This window comes from Candidatus Magasanikbacteria bacterium (assembly GCA_021648085.1).
GTDB lineage: Bacteria > Patescibacteriota > Patescibacteriia > Magasanikbacterales > UBA922 > JAKITS01.
The window spans coordinates 485,056-498,506 of record JAKITS010000001.1 but is presented as its reverse complement, the minus strand read 5'-3'; the positions used below and the strand labels follow the sequence as shown (position 1 = coordinate 498,506).

Here is a 13,451-nt window from a genome sequence, read left to right as displayed (position 1 = left end):
AAATATGTCAATAATGAAGTGGAGACCAATGTTAGATCCATTTGAAGAAATGGAAGAGATGATGAAGCGTTTTTTGCCAAATAGAAACCCTATAAATAGAAAGTCATTTATACCAGCTGTAGATGTCTATGAGGAGAATGGAAGGGTGGTTGTGGAAGCACCTTTGGCAGGGATAAATCCAAAAGATGTAAGTATTTCTGTGGAAGATAATGTTCTAACTATAAAAGGTGAGAGTAAAAAAGAGCATGAAGTGGATGATAAGAGTTATTATAGAAAAGAGGTAAGAATGGGTTCGTTTTTTAGGCAAATTTCTCTACCTTCTACTGTAAATAAGGAAAAGATAAGTGCAGATTTTAAAGATGGTGTTTTGAAAATAACCTGTCCAATAAAGGAGGAAAAAAAAGAAATAAAGAAAATTGATATTAATATTAATTAGTAAGTCTCTTGGTTGAAATTTTCAGCCAAGTCCTTAAAAATTAAGTAAAAGTACTATATGGGAAAAATTCTAGGTATAGACCTTGGAACAACTAATTCATGTATGGCCATTGTGGAAGGTGGTCAGCCAAAAGTTTTGGAAAGTAAGGAGGGCAACAGAACCACTCCGTCTGTGGTCGCAGTATCAAAGAGTGGTGAGCGTTTGGCAGGGCAACTTGCAAAGCGTCAAGGAACCACAAATCCACAAAATACACTTTATTCTATCAAGCGTCTTATTGGGCGTAGTATCAAAGATAAAGAAGTGGATGAAATTAAAAAACATGTGCCTTACGAAATCACAGCAGACGGTGAAAAAGTAAAGGTAAAAATGGGTGATAAAACTTATACTCCACAGGAAATTTCTGCAATGATTTTGCAAAAGTTAAAAGCAGACGCAGAAGAAAAATTGGGAGAAAAAATCACAGAAGCAGTTATTACTGTGCCAGCATATTTTGACGACTCACAAAGACAGGCAACAAAAGATGCAGGAGAAATTGCAGGATTGAAGGTGAGTAGAATTATCAACGAGCCAACGGCAGCAGCTTTTGCGTATGGTTTTGACAAGAACAATGACCAGCAGATTTTGGTGTACGATTTGGGAGGTGGAACATTTGATGTTTCAGTTCTAGATATTTCTTATGACAAGGAAGACAACAATTCTACAGTGGAGGTAAAATCAACAAGTGGTGATACTCATTTGGGTGGAGACGACTTTGACCAAAAGATTATTGCTTGGATTATAGGTGAATTTAAGAAAAATGAGGGAATTGATTTATCAAATGATCCGCTTTCACTTCAGCGTGTAAAGGATTCAGCAGAAAAAGCAAAAATTGAGCTTTCTAGCTCTAAAGAAACAGAAATCAATGAGCCGTTTATTACAGTTGGGACAGATGGGCCAAAGCATTTGGTATTGAAATTGACTCGCGCTAAATTGGAAGAGTTGGTAATGGAGTTGGTAGAAAAAACATTTGAGCCAGTGAAAAAAGCTTTGAGTGATTCTGGATATGATAAGAAAGATATTGAAGAAGTGATTTTGGTTGGTGGTATGACTCGTATGCCGTTGGTACAGAAAAAAGTAGAAGAATTTTTTGGTAAAAAACCAAATGTAAGTATCAATCCAGATGAAGTTGTAGCTTTGGGAGCAGCAATTCAGGCTGGACAGCTTCAAGGTGATTTGGGCAAAGAGATTTTGCTTTTGGATGTCACTCCACTTTCACTTGGAATTGAGACAATGGGTTCTGTAATGACAAAACTTATTGAGAGAAATACAACAATTCCTACAGGAAAAAGTCAGATTTTCTCAACTGCAGCAGATAGTCAGCCAAGTGTGGAAATTCATGTTTTGCAAGGTGAAAGACAAATGGCAGGAGACAACAAGACTTTGGGAAGGTTTATGTTGGATGGAATTCCACCAGCACCGCGCGGAGTACCACAAATTGAGGTAAACTTTGACATAGATGCAAATGGAATTTTGAATGTTTCTGCAAAAGATAAGGCAACAGGAAAAGAGCAGTCAATTCGTATTGAGGCTTCCAGCGGTCTCTCTGACGAGGAAATAGAAAGAATGAAAAAGGATGCAGAAGCACACGCAGACGACGACAAAAAGAAGCGTGAGCTAATTGACGCAAAAAATACAGCTGATACAATGGTGTACACAACTGAGAAAATGATGAAAGATGTGGAAGAGAAGAAAATTGAACTTACAGACGATGAGAAAAAAGGTGTAGAAGCATCACTTGCGAAGTTGAAAGAGGTAAAAGATGGCGATGATTTGGAAGCTATTCAAAAAGCGTCTGATGATTTGGCAACTGCTGGACAAGCTATTGGAACAAAAATGTACCAACAAGAACAGGCTAAAACGGAAGCAGACGCAAAAGCTGAAACTTCAAAAACAGAAGGAAAAGAAGAAAAGAAAGAAGAAGGTGAGACAATTGAGGGTGAAGTAGTAGACGAAAAGAAATAATCGTCATAAAACATCCGAACCCTGAGTACTGCTCGGGGTTCGTGGTTTTAAAATAAATTATGTCAAAAGATTATTATAAAATTCTAGGAGTGGAGAAGAGTGCAACGGATGATGAAGTGAAAAAGGCTTTTCGTAAGTTGGCGCACAAGTTTCATCCGGATAAAAAAACTGGGGACGAGGCTAAATTTAAGGAGGTAAATGAGGCTTACCAAGTTTTGGGTAAACCAGAAAAAAGACAAAAATATGATCAGTTTGGGTCTAATTTTGATCAGCAAGGTGGATTTGGTGGTGGAGCTGGTTGGGAAGACTTTATGAATGCTTCTCGCGGACAAAGTGGAGGGGGATTTCAGTTTGATTTTGGAGATATAGTGGGAGACTTGTTTGGATTTGGAGGAAATAGAAACAGAAAAGGAAAAAGAGGAAAAGATATTCAGGTTGATATTGAGATTAGTTTTGAAGACGCAGTTTTTGGAATTGAAAGAGAAATAAATTTAACAAAAAATAATAATTGTGATGTTTGTGCTGGAAGTGGTGCAGAACCCGGTTCAAATATAAAAACTTGTAGAGAGTGTAATGGACAGGGACAAGTTTCTAGAGTTCAACAGACAATTCTGGGTGCCATACAAACAAATGCAGTTTGCTCAAGCTGTAATGGTGTGGGGGATAAGGCAGAAAAAGAATGTAAACACTGCAATGGTCGTGGTTTTGAAAAAAGTGCATCAAGCTATAAATTCAAAATTCCTGCTGGGATAAGTAACGGTGAAACTATAAGAATCTCTGGAAAAGGGGAGAACTTAGGTAAAAATGCGACTTCTGGAGATTTGTATGTGGTTGTGCATGTTAAATCTCACAAAGAATTTAAAAGGAGTGGGGCAGATATTTATTCTAATTTGACTGTAAATTATCCACAGGCAGTTTTGGGTGAGACAGTAGAGGTAAACACAGTGGATGGCAAGAAAAAAGTGGTAGTACCATCTGGAACTCAGTCTGGACAGCAAATTCGTTTGAGAGGTTTAGGTGCACACAGATTAAATAGATCTGGAAGAGGAGATCACTTTTTGAAGGTAATTGTAAACATTCCAAAAAGAGTAAGCAGAAAAGCGAAAAAGTTGTTGAAAGAATTGGAAAGTGAATTGTAAAATTAATTTATTTGAAAATAAAAAGACCCCGCAATTTGTGCAGGGTTTTTGATTTATGGAAGGTCTGAAAGTTCTATTTCTAATCCTTCTGCTTTTAGATAGTAATAATCCATTTGAAGTTGAACCCTTCTTTTTGTTATTGCAAGTTTTATTCTTTGTTTTGCAATACTATTTCCAATAGGGAAGTCACAACATTTTAGGCAAAATTCTCCAACATTTAGTGTTATTGTTGGTGTAAAAGGTTCTAAATTATCACAAGATTTACAAAATGGAGTTTCTTCAAACTTTACTTCTTTTGGAATTTCAGTATCTTGAATAGGATTTTCAGAAACATCTTTGTCAAAATCTGTTTTTAAGGGGAACAATGTATTGAATAAATAAGTTTTTTTTGCTTCTATTCCTAATATTTTTCCTAAATCTTTTTCCATCTTTACTCTTATTGTGTACAGATCACTCAAATCCATAAACATTAAATATAGTGCTGGGTTTGTGTTTGGATCACAATTTATCTCAATTACCTCTTTTTCAGAATGAGTAGGTAAGAGGTTTTGTGTTTCTGTGTTATCAAAACTAATTTCGTACAAATATGTTAGTTTTTGGAATTGTTCTTGGCTAAAAATAGCAAAAATTTTAAAATCCTCGGTAAAAATTAATGATTGATTTAGTGGATCACTTTTTTTATCTTTTGCGCTAAGTGCAATAAGAATTTGTAATTTTTCCATCTTTCACTCCGTTGTTTGTAAAGGTCGACTGAGTATAGAGTATCTAAAAAAGTAGATTTAGTCAATAAAAAACCCTACATTTTTGTGTAGGGTTTATTTTTTATGGTCTACATACCTCATTGTTGAAAAATTTATCTAACTCATGTTTTTTGTTAAAAATAATACTTTCAACATACATTTCTATGAATTTTAATAAAAATCTTGGTTTATTTCCTAAAACCATAGTGATTAAGATTAAAAAAGATAAAATTTCTAAAGTTATATTAATGGGTGTATTTAATAGCTTTTGAATTTTTTCAAACTTGTCTTCTGTATTTGAGATCTGCTCGCTAATTTTTAAAAGTCTTATAGCAAGCACTTTTGGTGAGATTATTGGTAAAATTTTCACTTATCTTCTCCTAGTTTGGGTATAAAAGAACATTAAAACAGTATCATATTTTTTTTGTTTTGTCAACTTAGATTGACAAAATAGTAGATTTTTGCTAATGTGTTTTGTAGGAGGTGAAAGATGAGAAATGTAACTTTTGTTCTGTTCGCGATCTTTATATTTGGTTGTTCGTCCGCAAATTTGTACTATGAGGTTGACATTCCAAAAGAGCAGTTTTATAATTATGAAGGTACAAAATTGATAATTGTAGATAGTCATAATACAAATGCTGGGTGTAGTTTTAATTGGGAGGCTAGTGTGCCTTTTTTATTTCTAAATCCAGATTATTTGAAAAGATTTCCAAAAGAGTTTCAGTGGTTTGTTTTTTTTCATGAAGTGGGGCATCACGCTTTAGGGCATACAAATTATGTGCCAGACGATTTTATAAGTGAAGATGTGTACCAAGAACAGATGGTATATTTTGAAATTGAGGCTTCAAAGTTTTCTTTGTTTATTTTACATAAAAAATTCGATTATTTGGATAATGAATTTGATATAATTTTTTATTATATGCCCAAAGAGTTAGATTCTGTTTTAGTCGTTTTAATGCAAGAGTTTAGGGATGCTGGTTTTAAACAGCTTTAGTAAAAATATAAGATGCAATTTTTTTTGCATCTTTTTTATTGTTATAATGTAAGTGTAGTTTATATAATTTAAAATATGCCAAAACAAAAAGTAAAAATTATTCCTATTAATAATTTTATTCTACTCTCTCTTATAACTTTTGGAATTTACGAATTAGTTTGGTTTTATAGGGGTTGGAAATTATTAAAAAATAAAAAGAAGATGAATATTAATCCTTTTTGGAGAGCTTTTTTTTCTCCTTTTTATGCTGGAGATTTTGCAAAGAATTTCCAAGAATTTTTAAAAGATAAAGATTTAAAAATAGAAAAATCCGATTCAAAAAATATAGGTATGATTTATTTTATATTGTCAATTTTATATATCTTACCAAATCCTTTTTGGATGATTTCATTTTTTACTTTTATACCGTTACTACCTTTGGTAAAAAATATGAATAGATTTTATAAAGTAGAAAATCCAAAATTAAAACCTAAAAAATTTAACTGGCTGCAGAAAATTTTAGTTGTAATTGGTGTTGTTTTTCTTATTATTATATTTTTTGGAAATTTATCTTAACTTAAACTTATTTTTATTAAAAAACAGTCAAAATTTTGACTGTTTTTTTGTTTATTTTTGTTGATCAAGAATTTTATTCACCCAAGCGTCTGCTTCTTTGTTGAATTCTCTTCGAATGTGTTTTATTTCCACTTTTTTGAATTCTTGCATTGCATTCCAGCCTTCTACAAAAAGTTTTTGTAGTGTCGGTTCTTTCACTTTCCACTCTCTTTTCATTTGTTTTTCTAATAGCTGACTATCCACAAGTGATTCTACCTCGGTTGCTCCGAGTATCTTTGCTTTTTTTAGACCAGAGATAAAAGCAGAATACTCAGCAAAGTTGTTTGTTTGTTTTCCTAGATATTCACCATATTCTGCAACAATTTTCCCTGCTTTATTTTTTATTACAACTCCTGTTGCAGATGGACCAGGATTTCCTCTTGCTCCACCGTCTGAATAAATTTTTAATTTCATAGTATAATATAATTATGTAGTTTTTCTAATGTCGATTATAGTTCTTTGTAGTTCTGTTGTTCCATTCCACTCATTTATCCCAAGTTCAAAAACTATGTCTATTTTATCACCAATTCGTAAAATTTGACACCAATCTTTTTCTTTTCTACCACATAAATTCCAACCAACTACTTTAAAAATTCTTTGGGATCTGTGTTTTACCATTAGTCGAACATGTTTTCCACCTTTTCCCATTTGTTGTATGTGTGTAATTGTAAGTTCGTTTGCAAGGTATTTTGGTTTTTCATTGTCTTTTCCAAAAGGTTCAAATCTTTGGACATAATTGTACATATCCCAGTCCAATTTTTCCAAATCTACTTCTGTGTCAATTTTGATTACTTTTCGTCTATCTTTGTCTCCTGTTTCTAGGAAATATTTTATTAAGCTATTTTGAAAATCTTCTACAATATCAATGTGTTTTAAGGTGAATCCACAAGCCATAGGATGTCCGCCAAATTTAACAAAAAATTCTGGCATTTTTTGCATAGCTTCTATCATATTGAAGCCTGTGATACTTCTCCCAGAACCAACCAGAGATTGAGTATGAGATACAACGAGTGCAGGTCTATTGTATTTTTCTTTCAATTTGCTTGCAACAAGCCCAACTAGTCCGCTAGACCAATTTTTTCCAATTACACATAAAACTTCTTTGTCGTATTGTTCTTTTTCTACAATATGAAGTGCGTCTTTTAAGATAATTTCTGTTTCTTGCCTTCTATTTTTATTGTGAGTATCCAATAAATAGGCTAAGTCTACAGCATTTGTTTTACTTTTTGTTTTTAATAAGTCAAAGGCAATTTTTGGGTGTGAAATTCTTCCGGCAGCATTTATTCGAGGTGCTATATAAAAACCAATTGTTTCTTCTGTAATTCTTTTTTTCAGTTTTCCATCTACTTCTGCAATCCTTGCTTCTACATATAATTTTTGAAGTCCAGCTCTTCTTGTTTTGTTTAGTACGAGTAGTCCATATTTGGTTAAAGTTCGTGATTCTCCTTTCAAAGGGACCATATCGGCAACTGTGGCAATCGCGACCATATCAAGTGACCATTTTTCAAATGCTTCGTGTTTTTCTCCATCTGGTAAGACTTCGTTTGTTTTTTTGTGGTGTTTTAAAAGTCCTTGTAGAAGTTTAAAAGCAACACCCGCACCAGCCAAAGTGTTATCTGGATATGTTGTGTTTTTTATACCGGGATGAATTACTGCAACTGCATCTGGTAAAATATCTGGAACTGTGTGATGATCTGTGATTATTGTATCTATTCCTAGTTTTTTTGCTTTTTTAACTTCATTTCTGTTACTTATCCCGCAGTCGCAAGTTATTATTAGGTTTACTTCATCTTTTGCAAATTGCTCAATATTTTTTATATTTAACCCGTATCCGTCATTTTGTCTGTGCGGTAAAAATACACTTACTCCTCCTCCCAATTTTTCAATTATAGAGTCTAAAAGTATTGCACTAGAAATTCCATCTGCATCGTAGTCTCCATATATTATTATGTTCTCCTTTTTTTCTATTGCTATAAAAATTCTATCCACAGCTTTTTGCATATCTTGAAACAAGAAAGGATCATGAACATTTTTGGAGTAAACAGGATTCAAAAATTCATCTGCCTCTTTGGTAGTTTTTATATTTCTATTGTAGAGGAGTGTGGAAACTAATTTTGGCAAAGCATTTAACTTCTCAAAAATATCCTCTGGAGTTTTTGGCATTATATCCCAATGTGTTTCCATAAAAAACAGACAATTTTAATTGTCTGTCTATTTTAGAACAAAAACTCAGATTAGTAAAAGACTGGCAAGATAGTAAAGAAAACCATACTTACAATCATTACAATACTTACGATTGTCCAGAATATTTTAAATGTTTTACTTTTGTGTTTCATATTTTTTAAAGTTAAAGTTGTTCTATCGCTTCGCTTGTTCGAAATGTTCTTTTCTTTTCCTATTCTAAACCTCCCGAACATTTGAAATTTTTGGACTAATTTATTTTCAAAACTTATGGTTTTCTGAGGATACAGAAAATAACGAATTTAGCGAACTGCGGTGAGTTAAATAAGTTTTAAAAAGAAATTAAGCCTAAAATTTTCAACCGTTCGGCACTTTTGATTATCTTTTGGTGCCAAAATGTAAGATAAGAGAATTTTGTTGTTATCGCTAAAAAAGAATATATTTAAATCAACATTTAAGGGATTTCTCACTTTAGTTCGAAATGACAGGAAAGTGAATATTTAACGCTTAAGAACTGCTAAATATGCTTCTGTTGGAATATCTACTTTACCTTTTCCCATTGCGAGCATTCTTTTTTTACCTTTTTTTTGTTTTTCTAGTAGTTTGCGTTTTCTTGTGACATCCCCACCATAAAGTTTTGCTGTCACATCTTTGCGAAGTGCACTAATTCTTTCTGCTGCAACTATTTTTCCACCAATTGCGGCTTGAATTTTTATGACAAATTGCTGTTTTGGTAGTGTGTCTCTTAGGGATTTTACAATTTGTTTTCCAATTTTATGTGCTTCTCCTTCCCACACAAGTGTGGAAAGTGATTCTACTGGTTCTTCTGAAACTATAATATCTAGCTTCACAACATTTGCTTTTTCGTAGTTTTTTAGCTCGTAATTTAGTGAAGCATAACCACTTGTCACTGTTTTTAGTTTATCATAAAAATCCGTGATAAGCGAAGCTAATGGCATTTCATAGTGAAGCATCGCACGATTTTGATTTCCTGCACTTAGGTATTCTGTATTCAAATACCTTCCTTTTCTATCAGAAACAAGACCCATTACATTTCCAATATAATTGCTTGGTGTAATTATATCCACAACCATCCAAGGTTCTTTTATATATTTTATTTGTGTTCTGAGTGGAAGATCTTGAGGACTTTTGATAATAATATTATCGCCAGATGTTTTGTAAACTTCGTACGCAACACTTGGAACCGTGACTATAATATGAAGACCAAACTCTCTTTTTAGTCTTTCTTGGAAAATATCCAAATGAAGCATTCCTAAAAAACCACAACGAAAACCAAAACCTAAAGCTTGGGAGTGTTCAGGCTCATAACTTAAAGCAGAGTCACTCAATTTCAATCTGTCCATTGCATCACGAAGAGTAGAATAGTCATCACCTTCTTTTGGAAAAATTCCAGCAAAAACCATTGGTTTTACTTCTTTATATCCAGGTAGTCCTTCAATGGAACCTTCTTTTTTGAATGTAATTGTATCTCCAACGCGAACACTTCCAATATCTTTTATTCCTGTGACCACAAAACCAATTTGTCCATTTTCTAATTTTTCAGATGGTGTAAGCTCTGGAGAATAAAAACCAGTTTCCAAAACTTCTGCTTCATTTTTTGTTCCTATAAATTTCAATTTATCCCCTTTCGTCATCTCACCATCAACAACCCTAACAGAAGCTATAACTCCGCGGTAATCGTCGTAAGTTGAGTCAAAAATCAATGCTCGAAGTATTTTTTCTTTTAGTTCTGTTTTTGGGCTTGGAACTTTTTCTATAATTTTATCTAAAATTTGCTCAACACCTTCTCCTGTTTTTGCTGAACATTTTAAAATATCTTCTTTTCTGCAACCAATAAGATGTATAATTTCTTCACTAACTTTTTCCACATCTGCATTTGGCAAGTCTATTTTGTTTAAAATTGGAATAATTTCCAAATCTTGCTCCATTGCAAGGTATAGATTTCCAATAGTTTGAGCCTGCACGCCTTGCGATGCATCTACCAAAAGAATTGCACCCTCTACCGCAGCAAGAGACCTAGAGACTTCGTATGTGAAGTCTACATGCCCAGGAGTGTCGATTAGATTTAGTGTGTGATTTTTAAATTGCATTCTCACAGGTTGAAGTTTGATTGTTATTCCACGCTCTTGTTCTAGCTCCATTGTGTCTAATATCTGAGTTCCTGTCCTTCTTTTATCTATTGTATTTGTGATCTCCAAAAAACGGTCTGCCAAAGTAGACTTTCCATGGTCAATATGTGCAATTATGCAAAAGTTTTTTATCTCATTCATATATTTTAAACTAATACTATTTTTTTACAAAAAATATGGAATTTTATTACTAAAAAAGTATATAGTAGTAGTCCTTATGTTATCCTATTTTTACATAAAAATCAAGGGCTTGACTTGACAAAAGTGTTTTTTTGTGATAGGATTTATTGATAAGTTCTTTTATTTTTACAAAAAAGGAGGAAAAAATGAAAAAAAATAATAACAGAATTCCAGCGTTTCAGATGGTATTGGGAATTCTAGATTATTGTTTTTTGAAAATGATTGAGGGTGGATGTACTATTGATCCGCTTATCATAAGAGTGGAAATTTGTTTCGTTTTACTTGCAAATGTGCAAGATAATGAAACAGATTTCGATGTGCTTATCAGCGAGCTAGAATCACTTCTAGTTTTTACTGAAAAGTATAATTTTAGTAATTATGCTCAAAAGCTAAAAGATCTTTTGGAGCTTTTCAAAGAGGAGAAGGACGAGTGCTGATTCTAACCCTTGCGACTTTAACAGGTTGCAAGGGTTTTTTTTGTTTTTTAAACCTCGTCAGCCTCATTTATCTCGGCTTGGACATTTCTAAGTTTAAGCCACTTTTTGGTAAGACTACTTAGAATATGTTTTAATTCTGGTAATTTCAATAAATAGCATATTATAATATAAACAAATATTCCAGACATTCCTGCAAAAAACCCTTGAGCTAAAATTCCTTTGAAAGTAGTCATATTAAACATATTCGATAGAGGAGTTTTTAATACTTGAATTGTAATTGCCATCCAAAAAGCGGAAAAGATTATTTTATTTAAAGATTTTAAAATAACTACTTCTCCCAAACTTCCTAGTTTTAATTTTAAAAATAACCATAAAAATGAAAGTTGAATTATCATTGCTGCGGAAAAGGCTAAGGCCAAACCGGCAACTCCTAAAATATCTTTGAGGTAAATCCCCAAAGCTATATTTACGCCAGCTGCAATAAAACTAATTATAAACGGCGTCATTGTGTCTTCTAAAGCATAAAAAGTTCTGGCAAAAAGTGGAATTAGACATTGGGCAAAAAGTGAAAGTGTGAAAAATGCTAAAGTGTTTGCAGTTAAAATTGTGGCAGTCCAATCGAAAGCGCCACTTCCTAAAACTACGCGTACAATCTGAGCACGCAAAAGTAGGAATATAATAGTGAGTGGAATTATTAAAAACAATATTTGTCGAGTTGTAGAAGAAATATGTTGAGAAATTTCTTCTTTTTTATTTTTTGCTGCCAAATATGAAAGTGTTGGAAACGCAGCAATTGCAAAAGAGTAGCCGATAATTCCAATAGGGAAGTGTTGCAAGTTATTTGCGAAGTTGAAAATAGTAAGACTTCCTTCGGAAAGTGTGGAAGCAAGATAAGTAATTACTAAAATATGAAGTTGACTTGTGGCGAGTCCTAAAGTTCGTGGAACCATTAATTTTGCAATTTCTCGTACAAATTTATCTTTTAAGTTGAAGACAAATTTATACCTATAACCTTGTTTGAAAAAAGTGGGTAGTTGGATAAGTAAATGCATAAGTGCTCCAAGAATTACACCAAATGCCAAGCCAATCTCACCAAAAATAGGAACAAAAAATAAAGCACCAACTATAATTCCCAAGTTATACATTATTGGAGTTAGAGCATAAATAAAAAAAGATTTTGTGGCTTGCAAAACCCCACTTACAACACTACTAAGCCCAAGTAAAAATGGGCTAAAAAACATTATGCGGGTAAGTATTATTGTTAGTTTCAATTTTTCTCCGCTAAAACCAGGAACTAAGAGTGGTACTATTTGCGGTGTAAAAATAAAAAGAATTGTGCAGGTTATAATTAGTCCAAGTCCAAGAATATGAATTATTCCGTTTGTGACTTCCCAAGCTTTCTTTTTATTTTTTTCGTAAACTTTCAAAAATACTGGAATAAAACCAGCTGAAAGTGCACCGATAACTAATAAATTGTAAACTAAGTCTGGAATTCTAAAAGCTGCATAATATGCGTCTAATGTTGGGCCTGCTCCAAATTCGTGTGCAAAAATCCTGTCACGCAAAACTCCAATAATACGACTAACAAAAGAAGCTGATCCAAGTAGAATGGCAGCCCCAGTTATGCTTTTAATTTGACTAGAAAAAAGCCTGCGAATCATATTTGTGGTATATAGGTTATATTAGTCGTTTCTTTTTTAGAATAATTAGAATTGCAATTATAAAAGTTGCAAGACCTAAGAACATTAACCACACATAAAATGGATTGTGTGAAAAAGGGAGGCTGTCTATATTCATACCATAAATTCCAGAAAGTAAAGTAAGTGGAAGTAGTGCTACAGAAATAGCAGTAAGAGTTGCAACTACACGGTTTGTGCGACGAGCTATCAAAGATTCTACTGTAACATGTAATCCATCTACTGTTTCTTTGTAGTTTTCAATAATGGACCAGATTTTGGATAAAAAGTCATTTACATTGTCAAAATAAAGTGTAAGCGATTCATCTAAAAATGATTTTCTTGTGTGTGATAGGTTTGAGATTAAATATCTTTGCGGATCTATAATTCTACGAAAGTTTAATATATTTCTTCTGTGAATTGCTAACTCTTTTACGATTTTTCCGTCTGGTTCTTTGCTGAAAATTTCTTCTTCTAGTTTAGAAATTTGGCGACCCATATTGTTTAAAATAGGTTGTGAATTTGAAAAAAGTGATTCTAGTATTTTGTTTAATAAATATCCAGAACTTTTACTCATCCAGTCGGATTTTATTTTTCTGTTTCGCATACATCTAAAGAAGAAGTTTTTCATTTCTTTGGATTTTGTATGTTGAATAGTTATTAAATATCCATCTCCCAAAAAAACATCTATTTCTTGTGTGGAAATACTCTTTGAATGGGGTTGCCAAGTTGGAAATTGTAATACAACAAAAAGATAGTTTTTGTAAACATCTAATTTTGGAGTCTGTGCTTCACTCTGTAGGTCTTCCAAGTCCAAATGATGGAAATTATGATTTTCCATTAAGTATTTCAAAGCTTCTTCATCCACCTTGTCTATATTTATCCATGTTAGGTTTTTTTGTTTTATTACACGAATTGCCATA

General features: G+C 32.9%; 13 protein-coding genes. 6 read left to right on the top strand and 7 right to left on the bottom strand.

Annotation, left to right across the window (positions count from 1 at the left end; all coding sequences use genetic code 11):
- The first annotated feature begins 4 nt into the window (after positions 1 to 4).
- Genes L3J07_02490 through dnaJ form a run of 3 tightly spaced genes read left to right on the top strand, consistent with a single transcriptional unit; the run spans position 5 to position 3,576 of the window.
- Positions 5 to 436, top strand: a complete 432-nt coding sequence (locus L3J07_02490) for an Hsp20/alpha crystallin family protein (GenBank protein ID MCF6276697.1) — start codon at positions 5 to 7, stop codon at positions 434 to 436.
- A 57-nt stretch (positions 437 to 493) separates the two neighbouring features.
- A complete protein-coding gene (gene dnaK / locus L3J07_02485; protein ID MCF6276696.1) occupies positions 494 to 2,437 on the top strand; it encodes a molecular chaperone DnaK in 1,944 nt (647 codons plus the stop codon).
- A gap of 59 nt (positions 2,438 to 2,496) precedes the next feature.
- A complete protein-coding gene (dnaJ, locus tag L3J07_02480) occupies positions 2,497 to 3,576 on the top strand; it encodes a molecular chaperone DnaJ (GenBank protein ID MCF6276695.1) in 1,080 nt (359 codons plus the stop codon).
- A 53-nt stretch (positions 3,577 to 3,629) separates the two neighbouring features.
- Here dnaJ and L3J07_02475 read toward each other — a convergent pair whose 3' ends face one another.
- Together L3J07_02475 and L3J07_02470 are read right to left on the bottom strand one after the other, a co-directional pair.
- Positions 3,630 to 4,298, bottom strand: a complete 669-nt coding sequence (locus L3J07_02475; protein MCF6276694.1) for a hypothetical protein — start codon at positions 4,296 to 4,298, stop codon at positions 3,630 to 3,632.
- A 100-nt stretch (positions 4,299 to 4,398) separates the two neighbouring features.
- Positions 4,399 to 4,686 (bottom strand): hypothetical protein, encoded by a 288-nt coding sequence (locus L3J07_02470; GenBank protein MCF6276693.1) that lies wholly within the window; start codon positions 4,684 to 4,686, stop codon positions 4,399 to 4,401.
- A gap of 120 nt (positions 4,687 to 4,806) precedes the next feature.
- Between L3J07_02470 and L3J07_02465 the strand changes: the two genes are divergently transcribed.
- Together L3J07_02465 and L3J07_02460 are read left to right on the top strand one after the other, a co-directional pair.
- Complete coding sequence (locus L3J07_02465; protein ID MCF6276692.1) at positions 4,807 to 5,310, top strand: ImmA/IrrE family metallo-endopeptidase; 504 nt, start codon at positions 4,807 to 4,809, stop codon at positions 5,308 to 5,310.
- A 75-nt stretch (positions 5,311 to 5,385) separates the two neighbouring features.
- Complete coding sequence (locus L3J07_02460) at positions 5,386 to 5,865, top strand: DUF4234 domain-containing protein (GenBank protein ID MCF6276691.1); 480 nt, start codon at positions 5,386 to 5,388, stop codon at positions 5,863 to 5,865.
- A 51-nt stretch (positions 5,866 to 5,916) separates the two neighbouring features.
- Here L3J07_02460 and L3J07_02455 read toward each other — a convergent pair whose 3' ends face one another.
- From L3J07_02455 to lepA, 3 genes are all read right to left on the bottom strand, one after another.
- Positions 5,917 to 6,318, bottom strand: coding sequence for a ribonuclease HI family protein (locus L3J07_02455; GenBank protein MCF6276690.1), 402 nt, complete (start codon positions 6,316 to 6,318; stop codon positions 5,917 to 5,919).
- 12 nt (positions 6,319 to 6,330) lie between these two features.
- Positions 6,331 to 8,088, bottom strand: coding sequence for a single-stranded-DNA-specific exonuclease RecJ (gene recJ / locus L3J07_02450; GenBank protein ID MCF6276689.1), 1,758 nt, complete (start codon positions 8,086 to 8,088; stop codon positions 6,331 to 6,333).
- A 497-nt stretch (positions 8,089 to 8,585) separates the two neighbouring features.
- Positions 8,586 to 10,376, bottom strand: a complete 1,791-nt coding sequence (gene lepA / locus L3J07_02445) for a translation elongation factor 4 (GenBank protein ID MCF6276688.1) — start codon at positions 10,374 to 10,376, stop codon at positions 8,586 to 8,588.
- A 185-nt stretch (positions 10,377 to 10,561) separates the two neighbouring features.
- Between lepA and L3J07_02440 the strand changes: the two genes are divergently transcribed.
- Positions 10,562 to 10,852 (top strand): hypothetical protein, encoded by a 291-nt coding sequence (locus tag L3J07_02440; GenBank protein MCF6276687.1) that lies wholly within the window; start codon positions 10,562 to 10,564, stop codon positions 10,850 to 10,852.
- Positions 10,853 to 10,899: 47 nt separating this feature from the next.
- Here L3J07_02440 and murJ read toward each other — a convergent pair whose 3' ends face one another.
- Together murJ and L3J07_02430 are read right to left on the bottom strand one after the other, a co-directional pair.
- Positions 10,900 to 12,513 (bottom strand): murein biosynthesis integral membrane protein MurJ, encoded by a 1,614-nt coding sequence (murJ, locus tag L3J07_02435; GenBank protein MCF6276686.1) that lies wholly within the window; start codon positions 12,511 to 12,513, stop codon positions 10,900 to 10,902.
- Between the two features lie 16 nt (positions 12,514 to 12,529).
- Positions 12,530 to 13,450: a magnesium transporter CorA family protein gene (locus L3J07_02430; protein ID MCF6276685.1), complete on the bottom strand. Its 921-nt coding sequence runs from the start codon at positions 13,448 to 13,450 to the stop codon at positions 12,530 to 12,532.
- Position 13,451: the final 1 nt, after the last annotated feature.

What these genes read in the sequence shown, in the direction of transcription:
- L3J07_02430 (MCF6276685.1), bottom strand. Translation starts at nt 13,450, where the DNA reads ATGGCAATTCGTGTAATAAAACAAAAAAACCTAACATGGATAAATATA.
- L3J07_02455 (MCF6276690.1), bottom strand. Translation starts at nt 6,318, where the DNA reads ATGAAATTAAAAATTTATTCAGACGGTGGAGCAAGAGGAAATCCTGGT.
- dnaJ (MCF6276695.1), top strand. Translation starts at nt 2,497, where the DNA reads ATGTCAAAAGATTATTATAAAATTCTAGGAGTGGAGAAGAGTGCAACG.
- L3J07_02460 (MCF6276691.1), top strand. Translation starts at nt 5,386, where the DNA reads ATGCCAAAACAAAAAGTAAAAATTATTCCTATTAATAATTTTATTCTA.
- L3J07_02440 (MCF6276687.1), top strand. Translation starts at nt 10,562, where the DNA reads ATGAAAAAAAATAATAACAGAATTCCAGCGTTTCAGATGGTATTGGGA.
- L3J07_02490 (MCF6276697.1), top strand. Translation starts at nt 5, where the DNA reads ATGTCAATAATGAAGTGGAGACCAATGTTAGATCCATTTGAAGAAATG.
- L3J07_02465 (MCF6276692.1), top strand. Translation starts at nt 4,807, where the DNA reads ATGAGAAATGTAACTTTTGTTCTGTTCGCGATCTTTATATTTGGTTGT.
- recJ (MCF6276689.1), bottom strand. Translation starts at nt 8,088, where the DNA reads ATGGAAACACATTGGGATATAATGCCAAAAACTCCAGAGGATATTTTT.
- murJ (MCF6276686.1), bottom strand. Translation starts at nt 12,513, where the DNA reads ATGATTCGCAGGCTTTTTTCTAGTCAAATTAAAAGCATAACTGGGGCT.
- dnaK (MCF6276696.1), top strand. Translation starts at nt 494, where the DNA reads ATGGGAAAAATTCTAGGTATAGACCTTGGAACAACTAATTCATGTATG.
- lepA (MCF6276688.1), bottom strand. Translation starts at nt 10,376, where the DNA reads ATGAATGAGATAAAAAACTTTTGCATAATTGCACATATTGACCATGGA.
- L3J07_02475 (MCF6276694.1), bottom strand. Translation starts at nt 4,298, where the DNA reads ATGGAAAAATTACAAATTCTTATTGCACTTAGCGCAAAAGATAAAAAA.